General features: G+C 51.8%; 14 protein-coding genes. 10 read left to right on the top strand and 4 right to left on the bottom strand.

What is annotated here, in order from left to right; translation table 11 throughout:
- Positions 1–56 precede the first annotated feature (56 nt).
- The 4 genes from ettA to K7H08_RS06240 form a co-directional block, all read right to left on the bottom strand.
- Positions 57–1,718 carry an energy-dependent translational throttle protein EttA gene (ettA, locus tag K7H08_RS06255; RefSeq protein ID WP_038476899.1) on the bottom strand — a complete coding sequence of 554 codons (1,662 nt, stop codon included), beginning with the start codon at positions 1,716–1,718 and terminating at the stop codon, positions 57–59.
- 220 nt (positions 1,719–1,938) lie between these two features.
- A complete protein-coding gene (locus K7H08_RS06250) occupies positions 1,939–2,151 on the bottom strand; it encodes a PA3496 family putative envelope integrity protein (RefSeq protein ID WP_038476896.1) in 213 nt (70 codons plus the stop codon).
- Between the two features lie 164 nt (positions 2,152–2,315).
- Positions 2,316–2,753: a PAS domain S-box protein gene (locus K7H08_RS06245; RefSeq protein ID WP_038476893.1), complete on the bottom strand. Its 438-nt coding sequence runs from the start codon at positions 2,751–2,753 to the stop codon at positions 2,316–2,318.
- A gap of 172 nt (positions 2,754–2,925) precedes the next feature.
- Positions 2,926–4,239 carry an MFS transporter gene (locus tag K7H08_RS06240; RefSeq protein ID WP_120386613.1) on the bottom strand — a complete coding sequence of 438 codons (1,314 nt, stop codon included), beginning with the start codon at positions 4,237–4,239 and terminating at the stop codon, positions 2,926–2,928.
- Between the two features lie 81 nt (positions 4,240–4,320).
- Between K7H08_RS06240 and K7H08_RS06235 the strand changes: the two genes are divergently transcribed.
- From K7H08_RS06235 to K7H08_RS06190, 10 genes are all read left to right on the top strand, one after another.
- Entirely contained in the window at positions 4,321–4,590 is a 270-nt protein-coding gene (locus K7H08_RS06235) for a SelT/SelW/SelH family protein (protein ID WP_120386614.1), read from the top strand.
- A complete protein-coding gene (locus tag K7H08_RS06230; RefSeq protein ID WP_038476884.1) occupies positions 4,587–5,462 on the top strand; it encodes a DMT family transporter in 876 nt (291 codons plus the stop codon). The genes K7H08_RS06235 and K7H08_RS06230 overlap by 4 nt, the downstream gene beginning before the upstream one ends.
- A 345-nt stretch (positions 5,463–5,807) precedes the next feature.
- Positions 5,808–7,274: a TolC family outer membrane protein gene (locus K7H08_RS06225; protein ID WP_231657485.1), complete on the top strand. Its 1,467-nt coding sequence runs from the start codon at positions 5,808–5,810 to the stop codon at positions 7,272–7,274.
- A 103-nt stretch (positions 7,275–7,377) separates the two neighbouring features.
- The gene (locus K7H08_RS06220) at positions 7,378–9,555 is read left to right on the top strand and encodes a type I secretion system permease/ATPase (protein WP_231657484.1); all 2,178 of its coding nucleotides are present in this window, start codon (positions 7,378–7,380) and stop codon (positions 9,553–9,555) included.
- The gene (locus K7H08_RS06215) at positions 9,555–10,985 is read left to right on the top strand and encodes an HlyD family type I secretion periplasmic adaptor subunit (RefSeq protein ID WP_120386617.1); all 1,431 of its coding nucleotides are present in this window, start codon (positions 9,555–9,557) and stop codon (positions 10,983–10,985) included. The genes K7H08_RS06220 and K7H08_RS06215 overlap by 1 nt, the downstream gene beginning before the upstream one ends.
- Positions 10,985–11,617: a helix-turn-helix transcriptional regulator gene (locus K7H08_RS06210; RefSeq protein WP_231657483.1), complete on the top strand. Its 633-nt coding sequence runs from the start codon at positions 10,985–10,987 to the stop codon at positions 11,615–11,617. The genes K7H08_RS06215 and K7H08_RS06210 overlap by 1 nt, the downstream gene beginning before the upstream one ends.
- Before the next feature lie 96 nt (positions 11,618–11,713).
- Positions 11,714–14,914: a UDP-N-acetylmuramoyl-tripeptide--D-alanyl-D-alanine ligase gene (locus K7H08_RS06205; protein WP_231657482.1), complete on the top strand. Its 3,201-nt coding sequence runs from the start codon at positions 11,714–11,716 to the stop codon at positions 14,912–14,914.
- Between the two features lie 52 nt (positions 14,915–14,966).
- Positions 14,967–15,932, top strand: coding sequence for a hypothetical protein (locus K7H08_RS06200; RefSeq protein WP_231657481.1), 966 nt, complete (start codon positions 14,967–14,969; stop codon positions 15,930–15,932).
- A 230-nt stretch (positions 15,933–16,162) separates the two neighbouring features.
- Positions 16,163–17,749, top strand: coding sequence for an ABC transporter ATP-binding protein (locus tag K7H08_RS06195; RefSeq protein ID WP_231657480.1), 1,587 nt, complete (start codon positions 16,163–16,165; stop codon positions 17,747–17,749).
- 192 nt (positions 17,750–17,941) lie between these two features.
- On the top strand, positions 17,942–20,393 hold a 2,452-nt coding region (locus K7H08_RS06190; protein ID WP_231657479.1), incomplete at its 3' end, for a retention module-containing protein.

Raw genomic sequence — 20,393 nt, 5'->3', positions numbered from 1 at the left:
TGTGCGTTTTAGCGTACAAGGGGCTTTTTACGTACTAGCGGTATAGCAACAAATCGTTAGGCGTCGATGCGCTTATACTTCATCCGCTTAGGTGTGTCGTTACCCACGCGCTTCTTGTGGTCTTCTTCATATTCGGTGTAGTTACCATCGAAGAAGACGACTTCAGAATCGCCTTCAAAGGCGAGGATGTGCGTAGCGATACGGTCTAAGAACCAACGATCGTGAGAGATCACCATCGCGCAGCCTGGGAACGCCAGCAGCGCTTCTTCCAGGGCGCGTAGGGTCTCGATGTCCAGATCGTTTGAAGGTTCATCTAACAGCAGTACGTTCGCGCCTTGTTTGAGCGTTTGGGCAAGCTGAAGGCGACCGCGTTCACCACCAGAAAGCTCATCTAGACGCTTCTGCTGATCGTTGCCCTTAAAGTTAAAGCGGCCAACGTAGGCGCGCGAAGAAACTTCATAGCCGTTAATGTTGAGAATATCCTGTCCGTCAGAGACGGCTTCCCAAACAGTTTGCTTGTCGTCTAGCGCGTCACGCAACTGTTCAACGTACGCAATATCAACAGTCTCACCAATCACTACTTCGCCAGCATCCGGCTGTTCTTGGCCGGTGACTAGCTTGAACAGTGTTGATTTACCGGCCCCGTTACCACCTACAATCCCGACAATCGCCCCTTGAGGGATGGTAAAAGAGAGATCCTGGTAGAGCAGTTTGTCATCAAACCGCTTGGTCACGTTATGGAACTCGATGACCTTATCACCCAGGCGCGGGCCAGGCGGAATATAGATCTCATTTGTTTCATTACGCTTTTGAAAGTCGCCAGACTGCATCTCTTCAAAGCGATTAAGGCGTGCCTTACTCTTCGCTTGGCGTCCTTTAGTGTTGCTGCGCACCCACTCAAGCTCTTGCTTGATAGCTTTCTGGCGCGATACTTCCTGTTTGGCTTCTTGGTTCAGGCGCTGCTCTTTCTGCTCCAGCCACTGAGAGTAGTTGCCTTCAAAAGGAATGCCCTGGCCGCGGTCAAGTTCCAGAATCCATCCGGCAACGTTGTCCAGGAAGTAACGGTCGTGGGTGATGGCCACGACAGTGCCGTTATAGTCGTGCAAGAAGCGCTCTAACCAAGCAACGGATTCAGCATCCAAGTGGTTGGTAGGCTCGTCGAGTAAGAGCATGTCGGGGCTGGAAAGCAGCAGGCGGCACAGTGCTACACGGCGGCGCTCGCCCCCAGAAAGATTGCCTACTTTGGCATCCCAAGGTGGCAGGCGCAGCGCTTCAGCTGCAACTTCCAGCTTACGCTCAAGGTTATGCGCATCGGCGGCTTCGATAATATTTTCAAGGCGTGCTTGTTCGCTCGCTAGGGCATCAAAATCTGCATCAGGCTCAGCATACGCAGCATACACCGCATCTAGTTTTTCCTGTGCTTCTTTAATGGCGCCTAACGCCTCTTCTACCGTATCGCGGACGTTCTTTTCGTCATCAAGCTGTGGCTCCTGGGGAAGGTAGCCCACATTAATACCAGGCATCGGACGAGCTTCACCTTCAAACTCTTTATCGACACCGGCCATAATGCGTAGCAGTGTGGATTTACCGGAACCGTTCAAGCCAAGTACGCCAATTTTGGCGCCAGGGAAGAACGATAGCGAAATATCCTTGAGAATTTGCTTTTTGGGCGGCACAACTTTGCCAACCCGGTTCATGGTGAATACGTATTGCGCCATGGAAATCCGTTAGGTTGTTGGAGAAAAGAGTCGCAGCTGTGTGCTGGCGTAGGGCTAAGATGATAGTGCTCCGCGCGGGCAAAGGCCAGAAGCACAGAAGATAAGTCGTTTTGATACGTTGATCAGCAGCCTAGTGAAGGCTCCGTGCGCGACAATTACGTAGAGTAACTAGACATCGTAACTAAGCTGCCAATCAATGAAAGTGATTGAGGCGATCAGGTTATTCCTCTTCATCCCAATCATCTTCAATAGCGCGCTGCAAACGGCGCTCTTCAAGCCATGCTTCTACTTGGCGGCGGGCGCGAAGCGTATCTGCTTTGCTGGGCTTGCTTTTGCCGTAATGGTCATCGTTCACAGCGTCTAAGTTATCGAACTCATCGGCATCGATTGCATCACTGGTATAAGATTCACGATTTAAGGGGTCACGGCTCATGGTATGCCCTCCAACCCAAGCCGGCGCACCGGCATCACAACGGCTTCTTCTTTCAATCGATAGATGAAACAAGAAGCGCCTAGCGCTTTTATGCGCTTAGCCGCTATATACCGCCACTTAGGTTGAAGTTCAAGCCCCTGAGGCTACTTTATTGTCGTTTTTATTTATTCTGTCAGTTCTTGGCGCTTCTGAAGGGCGGCCAATGCTTGCTGTGCTTCTACGCGCTCCGTCACGTCTTTCTGTACGCCGATGTAGTACATCAAGTTATCAGCTTCGTCAAAAACGGGTGTAATGGAGAGCTCGTTCCAGAACATGGTGCCGTCTTTGCGATAATTGCGCAGTACTTCACGAGAAGGGCGACCCTCTTTCAGCGCTTCTCGGATAGAGGTCAGTGCATCTTGGTCACGGTCTTCGTTTTGCAAAAAACGGCAGTCGCGATAAAGAATTTCATCTGCACTGTAGCCGGTGAGGCGTTCGAAGCCTTGGTTGACGTAAATGAGAATGTTTTCATCGCCTTCTTGCTCTGCAACGACGATGCCATCCTCGGAAGCGTCAATAATGCGTTCGAGTAACTCAGGGCTGATCAAAGGAGATCGTTTCATCAATGGGTTCCTGTTGCTGCTCTCGTTCTTCCGAAGCTATGCGCTGTCCATCAACGCGGAGCTAAGCGGCATTTCATATTGCTTAATAAAGGTAGAATAGCAAAAACCCAGCTAATCACCGCTAATTACCTACCATCATGGCGAGCGTTGTGATGCATTGCAATCGGCAGCGCTATTCTGCCTCAGGTAATTGTTGGGCTGATAACATGGCACCGAATGCTGTCCCAGCGAGTATTAACAACAGCGGAGCGCTACCAAGCCACTGAGCCAACCCACCGATTATCCCGCCTACCACCAGCATCAACACCCCAGTCAAGGTGTTAGATAGTGCCACATATAGCGCGCGATTCTCCTGGGTAGCAATGTCGACTAAGTAGGTTTTACGGCCTAGTCGTACGCCGTGATGAACGATAACCAGAAAGGCGTAAATAATCGCATAAGGCCAAACGCTTTCACTCCACTGGCTGGGGAGCCATGCCAGGCTTGCGCCCAGCAGACAGCAAATGGCAGTGCCGATGGCTGCATCTCTCATCACACGGCGACTCGATTGGTCTGCTCGCTTTCCCCATACAGGGCTTGCCACCATCGCAGCAATGCCTGATACCACTACCAGCAGGCCAAGGCCACCTAAGTTAGTACCGCTTTGTTGTTGGCCGAGTAGGGCTAAGTAGGGGAGTGCCAGTGCGCTGGAGAGGAGTAGAGCACGAGCCAGATTGAAGTTTAGAAAATTACGATCTTCTTTGAGTAAAGAAAGCCCTAGCTTAATGCTGTCCCATGCATTTTCCCCGCCTTCCACAGCGCCGGGCACTTCCGCTATGCGCGCCGCACTCACGGCATTTAGTAGCCATCCTGCGGCGGCAACAACCAGTAAAATAGCGAGTGCTACGTTGCCGGGTTGATCACCAAACCACATCAGAACGCCGCCAGCTACCAGGGTTGCGGCGCCTGCTACGCTGCCACTCCACCCCATTAAGGTTCCACGGCGTCGCTTAGCGATGGTTTTACCCAACACATCTTTCGTTGCTATGGATGAGAGTCCTCTGGCCAGCGATAGCAACACTAGTGCTCCTAGCACCATCGCCCCCCCTAAAGATCCGCTGCCCACGAGTGCTAGCAGTGCTAACGCTAATGCCGCCAATGCCTGTATCAACGCGCCTGCTACCCATGCCCACTTACGCGTTGGTTTTAAGCGAATAAAGCCAGCCACAAACAGCTGTGGTAACAGGGCGCCTGCTTCGCGTATAGGTACCAGTAGACCAACCATCCATACCGGAGCACCAATAATGCCCATTAACCAAGGCAATACCAAGCGGGCGCTGGAGAGCTCGTCAGCGAGTTTATTGCCTAACGAGGCGCAAAGATGCAGAAAAAAGTTATGCGGTTGCTCATGGCATGCCTCATCGGGAATGTCATCGCACATTCGGCTGTCATCATCACCTGTTAGCCACTCGTACACTCGGGTTTGAGAAACATGTTGCTTGTTCATTACGTTTCCTTGGCAGTTGCTAATGTAAGGTGACAGAATGAAAAACAAGGATGCCACATTAAAACGTTTAGGAACCTCTGTATGTCACGCATTCAAATACGTTACTGCACGCAGTGCCAGTGGTTGTTGCGCAGTGCTTGGTATGCCCAAGAGCTGCTTTCAACCTTTGGCGAAAGTCTTGCAGAGGTTGCATTGTCTCCCTCCCATGGTGGCACCTTTGAGATATGGTGCGACGAGGCGTTGCTATGGGAAAGAAAACGCGATGGTGGCTTTCCAGATATCAAGGTCCTAAAGCAACGCGTGCGGGATAAGATCGAGCCAGTCCGGGATTTGGGGCATATCGACCGATGAATCAAGATCGTCAAGCGATACTGTATGGTCTTGGAGCGGTGGCGCTATGGTCGACAGTTGCTACGGCTTTTAAGGTCGCTCTTGCCTGGATGAGTCCGCTAGAATTGATGTGGCTCGCGGCCCTTGTATCTTGGGCGTTTATGTTTGTGTTGGTAGTAAAGCAAGGGCATTTAACAGAAGCCCTTCGCTATGGTTGGCGAACCGCTGCATGGGCTGGGTTGATGAATCCTGTTGCCTACTATCTAGTGCTGTTTGCTGCTTACGATAGGCTGCCTGGGCAAGAGGCAATGGCGCTCAATTATACCTGGGCGCTGGCAATGGCGCTTCTGGCGGTACCGATCTTAGGGCAACGGCTCACGCGTATGGATGTGGTTGCGGGGCTTATTGCCTACGCGGGTGTCTGGGTGATAGCAACCCGCGGTAATGTTTTCAATGTTGATTTCGCAGACCCTCTTGGTGTCGTGTTTGCACTTGTGTCGACGCTGTTATGGGCTCTCTACTGGTTACTCAACGCGCGGGATCAAAGAGCGCCCTTAGTCGCACAATGGCAGAACTTCAGCGTCGGCTTGCCTGTTTTAACGCTGCTATTGATTGTGGGGCCAGGGTTCAGTTGGCATGGCTGGCAAGCCTTAGGCGCGGGTGTCTACGTCGGCCTTTTCGAAATGGGAGTCGCTTTTATTCTTTGGCAGATGGCGGTACGCAAGGTCTCGCGTACGGCCAAGGTGTCTAATCTGATCTTTCTATCCCCCCCCGTTTCGCTGCTGCTGCTCTACCTGGTTGTCAATGAGCCATTGTTGGCATCCACGTTGGTAGGATTGATGCTGATCCTTTCAGGGCTGGCGCTGCAGCAGCTGCAATCTTCGAAAGCCTAGCTCTTAGGGCTTGGTGTTGAAGTTCAGTTCTTAAAACCAGGTTCTTAAAACCTAGTTCTTAAAATCCAGCACGTAAAACAAAGCAAAAAACTGCTTTGTAATGTTTTTTTAGGATTTTTATTGTAAAATTTTGTGACTCTTGGCTTCATAGCATCGGCCTAGCGGCTAATGCTATTAAATTAAGCTAAGTAAATGCGCTAATTCGTATCACTGAGTCGTATCAATACTAATTAGTATGAGGTGTTGACCAGAGGGCGAAGCAAGAGAGTCAAGGGTGCCCCAGGGTTGGTGGCGTTTAGCAGCTATTTCTTCAGCAGCGTAAATATTCATTAGGGATCTATGGCGATGAAAGACGGTATTAAAACGACACTAAAAACTTTGTTTTTACAGCGCGCTATTCGACCGCTTACGGTGACTACTCTGGCTTGTCTCCCTCTCTCTGCTTTAGCTCAGGCATTGCCAGCGACGCTTTACGCGCCGGGTACTACTGATCTATCGAGCACCATTCAGCAGGCTATCGTTACCAATCCTCAGGTAAATGCATCCTGGGCCAATTTTAGCGCCTCTGGAAGTGATATCCGGGTTGCTCAAGGTGGTTATTTGCCTACGATTGATGTCAGCGCGGGTATCGGTAGGCAAGACCAGCAAAATGATGGGCGCGGCAGCTACGATAGTGATTTTGCTGAGCTGACCTTAACCCAGATGGTTTTTGATGGTTTTGCAACGCGCAGTGAGGTTGAGCGCTTGGATCGTGCTCGGTTAGTCGCCTATTTCGAACTTTTGGGTGTCAGCGAAGAAGTTGCGCTTGAGGCTTTTCGTAGTTACCTCGATGTATTGCGCTATCGCGAGTTGGTGCGTTTAGCGCAGGATAACTATCGTGAACACCAGCGAGTATTTGCTCAGATTGAAGAGCGTGCGCTTTCTGGTGCAGGGCGGGGTGTTGACCTTGAACAGATCAGTGGCCGCTTAGCTTTAGCCGAATCAAACCTAATGTCGGAAGCGTCAAACCTTCACGATGTTACTGCTCGCTTCCAACGAATTGTTGGTGCGCTACCGGCACAAAACATGGCGCCCGCGCCGTCTCTTGCTACTGAACTGCCCGCGGATATCAGCCAAGCCATTGAGCTGGCGTTCCAGGGGAATCCTGAGTTTCATGCGGCAATTGAGAATATCGCGGTGCAACGCGCTGAGCGTGAAGGTGCCCGCGCTGCCTTTATGCCTCGCCTAGATATTCAAGGACGTACCGGCACTAATAACCAAGACGATTCCGTGGGTGGTCGTCGTGATGAGCACAGTATCCAGCTCGTTGCGAGTATGAATCTTTACCGGGGTGGTTCTGACTATGCTGCCTTCAATGCGGCAACCACGCGAATTGAAGAAGCCGATAGCCAGCGCGAAACAGCATGTACCAATGTTAGACAAACGACACAAATCGCTTATAACGACACGCAGCGTCTCAACGAACAGTTGGAGTATTTAAACGAACACCGGCAGTCAATTGACCGTGTTCGTGGTGCTTATCAACAGCAGTTCGATATTGGCCAGCGCACGCTTTTAGACGTGCTGGATAGTGAGAACGAGTTTTTTGAAGCGAGTCGTGCCTATGCGAACGCACAGTTCGACTTAACGCTGGCCCAAGCACGAACCCTGGCGGCGATGGGGCAGCTAATGCAAACCCTACAAGTAGCCCGTGATGATATTCCTAGCCTTGACGAGCTTGGCTATGAGGATGCTGCGTCTCGTGCAGAGATGGCGTGCGCCGTCGATGGGCCGCGTGGCTTCACGCTTGAAGATTTCACCAGTGGCATTTAATTGCTGATGAGTGGCGGCTATTAAGTCGCCGCCTTAGGCATGCCCACTGGTGAAACTTCAGTGAATGGTTTTCCGACGAATTCATTAGGATAATGAGGTCTCAGTGACGCAACGCAAGCTGGAAGTATCTCGGACTGACCGTAGCAACGGCCAGGAAGAACACGATGAGCTACTGGAGTGTTTAAAGGCAGTTGCTTCATATTATCAGCACGAAGTGTCATCCGAGGCCTTAAAAGCGGGCCTGCCTTTAGAGCAAGGAAAACTGATTCCTTCTGTCTTCGGGCGGGCAGCCTCGCGAGCTGGGCTTACTGCGCATATTGTGAAAAGTAAGCTTTCGGCGCTAAATCCTGCACTGTTTCCGGCAATTTTATTGCTGGAACCAGGGCGTGCTTGTGTGTTGCTCGGGCTGGATCTCAAGCAGCAAAAAGCAAAAGTAATTTTTCCTGAGCTGTCAGAGGCTGATACGGAAATATCGCTAGACGAGCTTCACGCGGGGTACAGCGGTGAAGCCATTTATGTGCGGCCAAAGTTTAGAGCCGACAGCACCTCTGAACCTGGTGTGAAAAAACGCCGGGATCAGCACTGGTTTTGGGGCGTTATTCGTGAAAATCGACGCCTCTATCGCGACATCGTTCTTGGTTCAGTAGCGATCAACTTATTCGCGCTGGCGATGCCGCTGTTTGTGTTGAACGTTTATGACCGTGTTGTCCCTAATCAGGCCACTGAAACGCTTTGGGTGCTGGCAATCGGTATTTTCATCGTGCTGTGTTTTGACTTGGCGCTGCGCTTAATGCGTAGCAGCTTTGTTGATTTAGCAGCCAGCCGGGCAGACGTAAAGCTTTCATCGTCTATTATGGCGAAAACGTTAGGGTTGCGTTTAGAGGAGCGGCCAGTATCGACAGGGTCTTTTACCTCAACGCTTCAATCTTTCGAATCGGTGCGAGCATTTATTGGCTCTGCAACCATTCTTGGTATCGTCGATTTACCCTTTGTACTGCTTTTCGCGGCCATCATTGCGTTGATCAATCCTTGGCTTGTGTTACCTGTGCTCGTTGGTATCGTTTTCGTGCTGTTATATGCCCTTGCAGCACAAGGGAAACTGCATGAGCTTTCACAAACGACTTGGGAGGTAGGTGCGCAGCGTAACGCTTTACTGGTGGAGTCTGTCTCCCAATTAGAAAACGTCAAGGCATTGCGGGCGGAAAGCCGTATTCAACGTCACTGGGAAAAAGCATCTGCCTTTTTATCGAGAACCGGTGCTCAGCTCAAAATGGTGAGTTCATCGGTCTCAAGCGTTGCTCAGTGGGCTCAGCATAGCGTAGCTGTATGCGTCATTATCATTGGTGTCTATCAAATTATCGAAGGTAACTTGACTCAGGGCGGTTTGATTGCCGCCTATATGCTCTCTTCTCGAGCGATGGCGCCTATTAGCCAAGCGGCTGCTTTGCTGGCTCAGTACCATCAGTCCTCAACGGCTCTGGAGTCGTTAAATGATGTAATGGCTAAGAGTGTGGAGCGTCATGAAGGTAAAGCCTATGTAGAAAAGCCCAGTTTTACCGGCAGCATTCGCTTAGAGAAAGTTACCTTGCGCTATCCTCATGAAGAAAGAGAAGCATTGCGTGATGTCTCGATTTCTATCAAAGCTGGTGAAAAAGTCGCGTTACTTGGCCGTGTTGGCTGCGGAAAATCATCGCTGAATAAGCTTGTACTTGGTTTTTATCAGCCCACATCCGGCGCGGTGCTGGTGGATGGCGTTGATATTCGTCAGTTAGATCCTCTGCAACTTCGTCGTCATATTGGTTATGTGCCTCAGGACGTCAGCCTATTCGCTGGCACGCTACGGGATAATATTGTTGCTGGTGGTGGAAACGACCGAGTTGATGATGAGGCGTTATTCCGAGCAATCGAAATTGCTGGTCTTGATTCACTGGTTAATAGCCACCCCAAAGGCGTTGATCTTGAAGTAGGTGAACGAGGGCAGGCGCTTTCAGGCGGGCAAAAACAAGCCGTAGCCATCGCAAGGGCCGTTGTCCAAGATCCACCAATATTGCTGCTTGATGAGCCAACCAGCTCAATGGATAACGCCAGTGAGGAAGCGTTTAAAGCGAATCTAACGAGTGTTGCGCCAGGAAAAACCATCTTGGTTGTTACTCATCGTACATCGCTGCTATCCCTCGTTGACCGCATTATCGTTATGGATGCTGGAAAAGTGGTGGCAGATGGTCCTCGCGATACGGTTGTAGAGGCGTTGCGTAAAGGCCAGATCGGGAGGGCGTCATAATGGCGAAAAAAACCACCTCCACGAGTGAGCAAAAAGGCTTTGAGGCCATTGGGCGATTTTCTGAGAAAGGGAAGAAGCCGTTTCGTCCTTTTATGGATCGACTCTTTGCTCGCCGTGTCACCTCTGCGCATCTTAATCGTGACTGGGCAAGCGACACTGATTGGGCGCGTATGCAGCAAGAGCCGATTCGTGCGCGTCTATTTCTCTACACTGTTTTATTAACCATCATCGTGCTGGTGGTTTGGGCATCAGTTGCTGCCATCGACGAAGTAACCCGTGGCGCGGGACGCGTTATTCCGGCAAGCCAATTGCAGCGCATTCAATCGTTTGACGGCGGTGCGATAGAACAGATCATGGTGCGAGAAGGGCAGGTGGTCAGTGCTGGTGAAGTGTTAATGCAAATTGACCCAACGCGGTTCGTTTCTGATTTTCGCGAAAACCGTGCTCAGCGTTTTGCACTTGAAGCACGCGCTGAGCGGCTGCGGGCGTTGGCCACTGGCACTACTTTTGAGCCTTCCGAAGAGTTGCGTCAAGAAGTGCCCGATATCGTAATGCAGGAACGAGAAGTGTACGAAAGTCGCCGTGAAGAGCTGCGCGAGCAGGAAAATGTGCTCAACGATCGTATCCGACAGCGTCAAGAAGAACTCCGAGAAGCGCAGTCTCGACTTGATACTGCCCAACGCGAAGCAAGTATGGCAGGGCAAGAGCTTAATTTGACGCGCCCGCTACTTGCCTCAGGTGCTGTTTCAGAAGTTGAGGTATTGCGCTTACAGCGTGAAGTATCGCGTGCCACAGGTGAGCGCAACCAAGCTGCTGCTGCTGTTTCACGTCTGGAAGCGGGAGTAGAAGAAGCAGAGGGACAGCTACTAGAGTTAGGTGCCGAACGGAGAAGTGAGTGGCGAGATGAGCTTGCTCAGACGTTAGGCGACTTAAATGCGCTTCAGCAGTCAGGTACTGGCCTTCAAGATAGAGTGCGACTTACCGAAATACGCTCACCTGTCGATGGTGTGATTCAGCGTCTTCATGTTAATACGATTGGCGGAGTACTTCAGCCAGGCCAAGAAGTGTTGGATATCGTGCCCAGCGATGACCAACTACTGGTTGAAGCGCGCATTGCTCCCCAGGATATTGCTTTTCTCCACCCCGGTCAGCCCGCGACGATTAAGCTCACTGCCTACGACTATGCCATTTATGGTGGCTTGCAGGCTGAGCTTGATCACATCAGCGCAGATACGATTACTGATGATGATGGCAATACGTTTTATTTGGTTCGGGTTCGCAGTTTACAAGATGAAAGTATTGCTGAGCGCCTTCAGGTGATTCCAGGGATGACAGCACAGGTAGATATTGTGACAGGCAAAAGAACGGTCATGCAGTTCTTACTAAAACCTGTTTTAAGGGCGTGGCGAGATTCCATGGGGGAGCGCTAATGAAACATTGGTTTGTAACAACGGATGGTAGCCTAAAGGCGCGCTGGGAAAGTGCTTTTCCTGCAAGTGTAGCCACCACGCCAGATAGCGTATTAGGTAAGGCGGAGCCAGGGGATGTGGTTTGGCTAACGACCATGGTTGAAAACTGGAAGGAGTTAGTTCCAGCGGCAACCGCAAGAAATGCAATTGTGGTAATGCTCAGCTATGCGCCTAATGATCGCGAGGCGCTAAGGGCGCTTGACCTTGGAGCGCGTGGCTACGTGCACACACTGGCGGCACCTGATGTACTTAAGCAAGTGGCCCTTGTGGTGACCAATCAAGGCGTGTGGGTAGGTCAAGAGCTGCTTGCCAAAGTGATGGGTGGAACATTTAAGGCCCTACAAAATCGCCAGAACGGTGAAAGTCATCAGCACAGAGAATATTTGAACCTGCTCACGGAGCGCGAGCGAGGCGTGGCGTTAGCCGTTGCCCGCGGTGCAACCAACAAAGAAGTTGCTCGCCAATTAGATATTACTGAGCGCACGGTAAAAGCTCATCTAAGCGCGATATTTAAGAAGTTATCCGTTCGTGACCGCCTGCAGTTAATTCTGAAGTTAGCGCCCGTTGCTGAGAGTTTTTCAGAACGACTCTAATGACCATGCCTGAATGTGAGCGATGTATCGAAAGGTGTTAGCACGAAAACGCTAAACTTCAGGCTTTTGCATTAGCCCATATTTTTGAGCATTTGAATGCCCGATAATAAACGTTATTCACTGCCTGGCCAGCTTATACAAAGTCAGCAGGGGGCTGGGAAAGATATACAGGCTGCCCGACAAGTTGACTTAGTGCATGCTTTAGATGGTATCGGCGAAACGGTGATGCCTATGTGGTTGAACCGGCATGCGCAGCCAGCAGAGTTTGCTCAGCTAATGCTTATCTCGGCAAGCGATGGCTATGAGCGCGCTCAAGTCACCTCTGTGCAGCTTGATTTAGACAACTTGCAGGCAGGCAACTGGGCCGCAATACTCCCCATGCTTAAGCAGGCACTAGAACGACTTGAGCGAAAGTTCCCGCATCCTTTGGTGTGGTGCCGGTTGGAGTGGCCTTTTGCAGTGCGTGAATGGCATTGGAAAGCCCTAAAACAGGAGGTTAAGCGTTATAAGCGCAACTATTTCCGTAGTGGCTTAGCCTTTGTGGGAAAGAAGCTTCCCCGACTCTTGCTAACAGAGATGGAACTTAACGCAAATGCCTGTTTGTATGCAGGCAATCAGGTGGTGCATGCCGATGTTAATCAGGCTCACCTAGAGCGCTATATAAAAGCGCGTCATGGCTCAAGTCAGATGCCAGACTTTGCCGATAATATGCCAGCTTGGAGCTTTTCCACCGCTGGAGTATTTGTGGATGTTGGCGGCGAAAATGCTAACGTTCATGCTCTGGATACTCGGCCGAGATGCTGGGGCAGGCGAGAAGCTCCTCCTCTAACAGCGGTATCCACAGGAGAGTTAATCGCACGTTCCACCCGCTTTTTAGGCAAACAAGTAAATGAAGATGGCCGCTATGTGTATGGCTATTTTCCCTGTTTTGACCGTCGTATTAACACCTACAACGTATTACGCCACGCTAGTAGTACCTATGCCTTATTGGAAGGCTATGAAGTCTGCGCGGAGCAAGGGCTTTTAAGTAATGAGCAGCTAGACGTTTTACGCCAGCAGATTACTAGCGCGCTTTCTGGTTTATGTTCCAGGTTCGTTATTCATCGCCAAGGCGCAGCCTATGTGGTGGATGTAGGCGACATTATCAAGCTGGGAGCCAATGCGGTCGCTATTCTTGCACTAGTGAAATATCACCAAGTCACGGGGGATGGTCGCTATGCTAATTTGGCGGATGCGCTGGCGCTGGGGATTTCGAGAATGCAGGAAGCCGACGGTAGCTTTGTGCACGTGCTCAATGCTGCGGATTTATCGGTTAAGGAAAAGACACGGATCATTTATTACGATGGCGAAGCTGCTTTTGCCTTAATGCGGCTTTACGACCATACCCGAAATAACCGTTGGCTGGAGTGTGTGGTCAAAGCGTTTGACCACTTTATTGCTAGTGGTCACGAAAATGCTCACGACCATTGGCTTGCGTATTGCTCTAATGAACTGGTGACGCATCTTCCAGAGCGCAAGTATTTTGCGTTTGCGGTGCGCAATATCACTGGTTATGTCGACTTTATTCACAAGCGGGCCACGACGTTTCCAACGTTGCTTGAACTATCAATGGCGTTTCACAAAACGCTGCTCAAGCTGGAAGCACGCCCTGATTTAGCCGATGTGCTGAACGGCTTTGATATCAATGCGTTTTACCGTGCGCTTCACGCCAGGGCGAATTATCTACTCAACGGTTTCTTCTGGCCGGAAGTCGCTATGTACTTTAAGGCGCCGGCGACCATCGTGGATGGCTTTTTTATTCGTCATCACAGTTTTCGCGTCAGGATAGACGATGTAGAGCACTACTTATCAGGGCTGGTGGCGTACCAGCATATGCTGCGTGAGGCAAGCTATGCCAGTGTAAAGACACGAGTAGGGAGTCGGCTGGATGCCAAGGCCATCGCCTCAGCAACTGAGGGAGTATGGGCATCAGTGCCGCCTGATGATTGGCAGGCGATAGGACTATGCTGCTGGCCAAAATCTTTTCAACCGGGGCAGGTTGTTGTCGCTCGCAGCAAGGAAATGGATAAAGGTTTTTTGCCATTCGCCGCAGTCAAGTCTCTGGTAAGTAAAGGTGCTTCCGCTGTCATTTGCGATAATCGCGAGACGTATCGTGATATCGGCGTGCCCGTGCTGTACGTAGCTGATGTGCGTGCAGCGACGCTGGCGATAGGTCAGTGGCAGCGCCGTAATTACGCTGGGCGTGTCATCGGTGTTACCGGCAGTGCCGGTAAAACAACGGCAGTAGCGATGCTAGCCCATGTGCTGAACTACACCGGTGCTGTCGGACAAACGCAAGGCAGTGCCAATTTACCGATTGGCATTGCTTGGAACATGGCTTCGATGCCACAAGAAGCACCGTACTGGGTGGTTGAAATGGCCATCGGCTCCATGGCCCAGAATACCGATCTTGCTCGCCCTGACATCGCCATTATTACTAATATTGCTGCATCGCATCTGGTGTATCACCGATCTCTGGACGAAATTGCTCGAAAGAAAGCGCTTATTTTTCAGGGTATGCCACCCAATGGGAGCGCTATTCTCTACCGCGATATGCCTCAATATATTTATCTGGCTGAGCAGGCGAGGCGCTATCACCTACAGGTGGTCAGTTTCGGTGAACATCCTGACGCAGACATACGCATGCTTGAATTTGCAGGGAATAGCGGTCGCATTATGTGTGATGGCGTTGTGTATGAACTTGGCTTGAGTGCTGCTGGGCGACATATGCTGCTGAATGCGATGGCAGTATTAGCCGTGGCTAGACAAGATAATTTACCTTTAGACATCATCATATCCCGTTTGGCATCTTTTCAAGCGGTGGCAGGGCGGGGCGAGGTGCGGGCTATAGACTGCTATGGGATCCCAATCACTCTGTACGATGAAACGTACAATGCCAATCCTCTATCTATGCGTATGGCGTTAGAGGCCTTCTCCTCACTCCCTGTGGACGCCAATAAAAAGCTGTTGATTATTGGCGATATGCTAGAGCTAGGGGCAGAGTCAGAACGTTTCCACCAGGAGCTTGCCCCAATCCTTGCTGCGCAATCAGCTAGGAGCATACTGCTCTGTGGTCAGCACTGCCAAGCGTTGTTGCCGTTGCTGGGTGGAGAGGCTTCTGGCGTCTTTCACTTCGCCGATGTTGAGGCTCTTGAAGCTGCATTGCCTGACCATTTAGTGCCTCAAGATAGCGTGCTTGTTAAGGCGTCTCATGGCATCGGACTGCACGCGCTTTTTTCTCAGTTACCTCATGATTAAACATCTATCGCCATACCAGCGTGGGTGGGTTGCACTGATAATACTTTGCGCCATGATCGGCAAGCTAACGCCAGTGATTGCCCAGCCGACCCCGGAAGCAGGTGAGTGCCATTATCTACAGCGCGACAGATTGCTTGAGGTAGTGGCAAGTGAGCCGAACCAAGCCGAGGGGATAGAGAAGCATATTCACTTCTTTGTCGAGGCAACTGATCAGGGCGTGCCGCTAAGCGCGACAAGACTTAATGACTTGAAAATACAGCTTGAAGCCGCCGATGTACTCTATCGTGAAGTATTGGGGCTCACACCACCTTTACATATGCCACGCTATCAGCGTGCAAATTTTATTATGGTGATGTTGCGTGCTGACCAAGTGCGCGGCGGGCAAGCGTATGATGAAGTGGTACGCAGCCCCGCAGTGTCTGATTGCCATATTCGCATGGCTCTAGGTAGTCAAGTGAATGCAGCAGAAAACTTAACCCCTGCACATGAGCTATTTCATCTGTATCAAAATGCACACATGATGTTCAAGCAAGGTTGGGTGCATGAAGGGTTAGCCCGCTGGTCAGAATCGCTACTTAGAGGGGATATACAAAAAGGGGATCCCTTGCCTACTAATGCCGAAGCGCTGGAAGTGGTGATACAAGATAGCTATGGCGCCGCAATCTTTTGGCAGAGACTGTTTTATCTGCTTGATCCTCAAGGCGACAGCTCTATCCCGAAGGTACTAAGAGAGATGCGCTATCACGATGGCAGCCAAGTAGTGGCAGTGAGTGAGCGCTATGGCAGCGCATTTCTACCGTTACTTTTCTCCTCGCTAAATGAAGCGGGGGAGGCACTGGCCCATCAAGAACAATGGCCCGTGTATGGTTGGGCAGAAGCAGAACAGCGTGACCTGCGGCACAATAGAGCCATCCTATCCGCAGTGCACCATGCTGTTTCCCTATATATGCCGATAGCCGATCAACCGGACGAATTACGTACATTCATGCAACTTATTGAACCCATGATTGATCGATGAGCAACCAGATGACTAACAGTGAGAGAGACGAGATTCACGGAGATCAAGTTCTCGACCTGATGGCTGCGTTAGCTCGTGCGGTGTTGTGGCCATTTCGTTGGCGCGTATTGACTATCTTGCTAATACAAATTGTAAGTCAGGTCATGCTGTTGGCAAGCCTAGTGCTACCCTGGCAACTGCTTCAAGTGTTGATCACCGGCCATAGCCGTATAGATGGTTGGGTTCCTAGGGTGGATAACCACGGTGACAAGATAGCGGTATTAATCGCATTGGCAGTGCTCTGCTTTTGCACCTACGCCTTACTTCAATGGCTAGTCAAAAAAGCCATTGCGCATCTTTCGACCCTAATTCTTGGTCATTTGAATAAAACCCGTTTAGTTGCCAACCACCGATTACTTGGCAAACGCGTGTTAGGCATTGTGATAGGTGCTTTGTCATCAACGGTGATTGCACTGCTTTTCTGTCTTTTAATCGCTCTTCTACATCCTCTGCTAGCGCTATTAGCAGTTACTTGTGTGTTGGGGCTGGTGATGATCGTTGGCTTTTACTATCGCTTTGAGCGGGTGACGAAAATTCAGAATATGTTGCAAGGCAACGTTCTGACAGTCATCAATATCAGCTTTGCGTTAGGGTTTTTAATTATTGTCCTAGATTATTTCAATGGGACGATGCGTCCACTCCTGACACTGTTCATATTGCTGCTGGGAATGCGCCAATTAATGGCGGCCAGTGTTAATGGATTGGTCAATTTCTTGAGTATCATCAAGTATTTTCAGCAGATTAATATGCTGCTTTTGCCTCGCTCCCAGCAGATATCTCTCTTTTCAACCACGGATTTTGTACAACGTTTTGAACAAGTAACTCTTCAGCGTTGGCTATTACCATGGTTAGTTGAGTGTAATTATTGCCACCGCGATCCTGAGATTTTGCAGTGTCGCCTGCTTTCTGGGCGAGCTATCGCACACGTATTGGTTCGGGATGTGGATAGCAATAGCTTCCCTCGCTATAGGTTGTTGAAGTGCTACGTCCCTGCTCGGGAAAACGAAGCGCTTCATGAAATATCGCTATTGAGTGAAGTCGGTGGCTATTGTTACGGAGTCATCCCTACTGTGCCTGTGTTACGAGCCAGTGGTCGTTTGCCCTGGTGCTCCTTTTTGTTATTGGAAGTGGGGGGCAAACCTCCTCAGTGGAAGAACTCTGAAGAACGTAAGCCTTGGATGAGTGAGCTACGTCAAGGCTTGCGACATGTTCCTGTGCCAAACAATATCATTGCCCGGTACGCTGCAACGTTTGCCTCATTACCTGAGCGCATGAGAAATATTGAGGCATCGCATTTTTCCTATCTGACGCAAGAAGACAATCAGACCTTTCAAGTTGAGCGTTTCATGAAGTTATGGCCGCTTATGATCGTTGAGATAGAAAGGCTCCCCAAATGCTTGACGGTGCAAAATGCGAGTAGCGCGCGTATGGCAACCATAGGCAAGTATATGCTTCTGCTGGACTGGCATGGTTGGGTGTATGACACGCTGGGGGCCCACTGGCCGCTATCTGCAAAGCTAAATGCGGAAGTCCTTGAGCTAATCAGCACTCAATGGGAAAGCCCTAATAATCAGCAAGGTTGGTCCGAGTTCGCCTCCCCCGCCATGGCGGCGAACTGTGTCGCACTCGCTGCGCGTGCTCATGAATTCTGCCAACGTTGTCATCTTAATAATGATTCAGGCGCACTCAATATGATGTCCGGGCTTATAAAAGCCTATGAAACTATTGAGCTGGTTGATGAACAAAAAGCCGTAGTAGAACGCTCCGTTCAGTATTAAAAAATCATCATAATTTTCAGCATATCCGCCAGCCCACTCCTATCACTGTGCTAGTACTGTCCACCGGTACAATATGAATTCGCCGTCATCAAGATTAGCCTTGCTGCAAAATGCCGTTAATGAATATTTACTTTCTTCGTTTTTTACAAAAGCGGCGAACTCTTTAATGAAACAGCGGGTGGGATACAGCACATGGCGACAGTGATCGCGATTTCAGGTCAGGCTTGGGCACGTGACGAAGATGGCAACCTACGAGAACTTCGTGTTGGTGATGTTCTTCAGGAAGGTGAAACGATTATCACGTCTGCGGATGGTCGTGTAGATCTAGACTTTGCCGACGGAACAGGTGTTAACGTTGTTGAAGGCGGCCAAGAAGTTGCTGTCACTCCCGAGCTTGATCTTGACGCGATTGTAGCCACCGATGCCAGCGCCCAAGATGACGATTTAGAAGCGCTGCTCGCCGCTCTTGATGATGAAGATGGCGACCTACTTGAACTGCTAGATGCTACCGCAGCCGGTGGCGCCGCCGGTGGTGGTGGTGGCGGTAGCAGCTTTGTGCGCCTTGCCCGTATTGCCGAAGAAACCGATCCGCTTAGTTTTAGCACTACTGAAGGAGGTCTTGAAGGGGCTGAGTTCGTCGAGTTTGATGGTGGTGTAGCCGCTGCTGCAGCACTAGATGACACTGACGCGGACGCAGATTCTGACGCCGACGCCGACGCCGACGCCGACGCCGACGCCGACGCAGATGCAGATGCAGATGCGGACGCCGATGCTGATGCCGACGCAGATGCTGACGCAGATGCTGACGCAGATGCTGACGCCGATGCGGACGCCGACGCCGACGCCGATGCTGACGCGGACGCGGATGCCGACGCGGATGCTGATGCTGATGCCGATGCCGATGCTGACGCAGATTCAGATGCTGATGCCGACGCCGACGCCGACGCCGACGCCGACGCCGACGCCGACGCAGATGCGGACGCCGATGCTGATGCTGATGCGGACGCAGATTCAGATGCGGATGCTGATGCGGACGCCGACGCCGACGCCGACGCCGACGCTGATGCCGATGCTGACGCGGATGCCGATGCCGATGCCGATGCCGACGCGGATGCGGATGCGGACGCGGACGCAGATTCAGATGCCGATGCGGATGCGGATGCGGACGCCGATTCAGACGCCGATGCGGATGCAGATGCGGATGCAGATGCGGACGCTGACGCGGATGCTGATGCGGATGCGGACGCCGACTCTGATGCCGATGCTGACGCGGATGCCGATGCCGATACCGATGCTGACGCTGATGCCGACGCGGATGCGGATTCAGATGCGGACGCTGATGCCGATGCCGATGCCGATGCCGATGCCGATGCCGATGCAGACGCTGATGCCGATGCCGATGCCGATGCGGATGCGGACGCCGATGCGGATGCGGACGCCGATGCTGATGCGGACGCCGACGCCGACGCAGATGCTGATGCGGACGCCGATTCAGACGCCGATGCGGATGCAGATGCGGACGCTGACGCCGACGCCGACGCTGATGCGGATGCGGATGCGGATGCGGATGCGGATGCGGACGCCGATGCAGATTCGGATGCAGATTCGGATGCAGATTCGGATGCTGATGCGGACGCTGACGCTGACGCTGACGCCGACGCCGACGCTGATGCAGATGCAGATGCAGATGCGGATGCGGACGCCGATGCAGATTCGGATGCAGATTCGGATGCTGATGCGGACGCTGACGCTGACGCTGACGCAGATTCCGATGCAGACGCCGATGCCGATGCCGATGCAGATGCAGATGCAGATTCGGATGCTGATGCCGATGCCGATGCCGATGCCGATGCCGATGCCGATGCCGATGCGGACGCGGACGCTGACGCAGATTCCGATGCGGATGCAGACGCCGATGCTGACGCCGATGCCGATGCTGATGCAGATGCAGATGCGGATGCAGACGCGGATGCAGACGCTGACGCGGATGCAGATGCAGATGCCGACGCAGATGCCGACGCAGATGCCGACGCAGATGCCGACGCAGATGCAGATGCCGACGCCGACGCCGATGCCGATGCTGATGCCGACGCGGATGCTGACGCGGATGCCGACGCCGATTCAGATTCTGATGTCGAGCTAGAAGCTACGATCACCATCGACACCATAGCTGGTGACGATGTGATCAACGGTTTAGAAGCCGAAGGTGGCATCACTATCACCGGCACCGTGGGTGGCGATGCCCGCGAAGGCGACACCGTCACCCTGACCGTGGGTGGTGAGACATTCACCGGCCAAGTCGATGAAAACCTGAACTACGCCATCGATGTCCCTGGCGCACTTTTGGCCGACAATGGCAGCATCACGGCTGACGTGATTGGTGAAGACGACGCAGGCAATATCTACAGTGCTGATGTCGAGCGTGACTACAGTGTCGACGCCACCGCGCCGACGGTCAGCGTTGCGCTGGAAGACGCCTCTGGCGATATCTACAGCGCCGACGAAATCGCTGACGGCGTCAATGCCACCGTCACTCTGGGCGGCAGCACTGAAGTGGGCGACACCCTGGTGGTCACCGACGGCAAGGGCAACACGCTACTGGATCGTGAAGTGACGCAGGACGACCTGGACAACGGTGTCACCG

Origin of the sequence: Halomonas sp. IOP_6 (genome assembly GCF_021151565.1) — a bacterium.
Taxonomy (GTDB): domain Bacteria; phylum Pseudomonadota; class Gammaproteobacteria; order Pseudomonadales; family Halomonadaceae; genus Vreelandella; species Vreelandella alkaliphila.
This window is presented reverse-complemented; position numbering and strand designations above follow the sequence as displayed.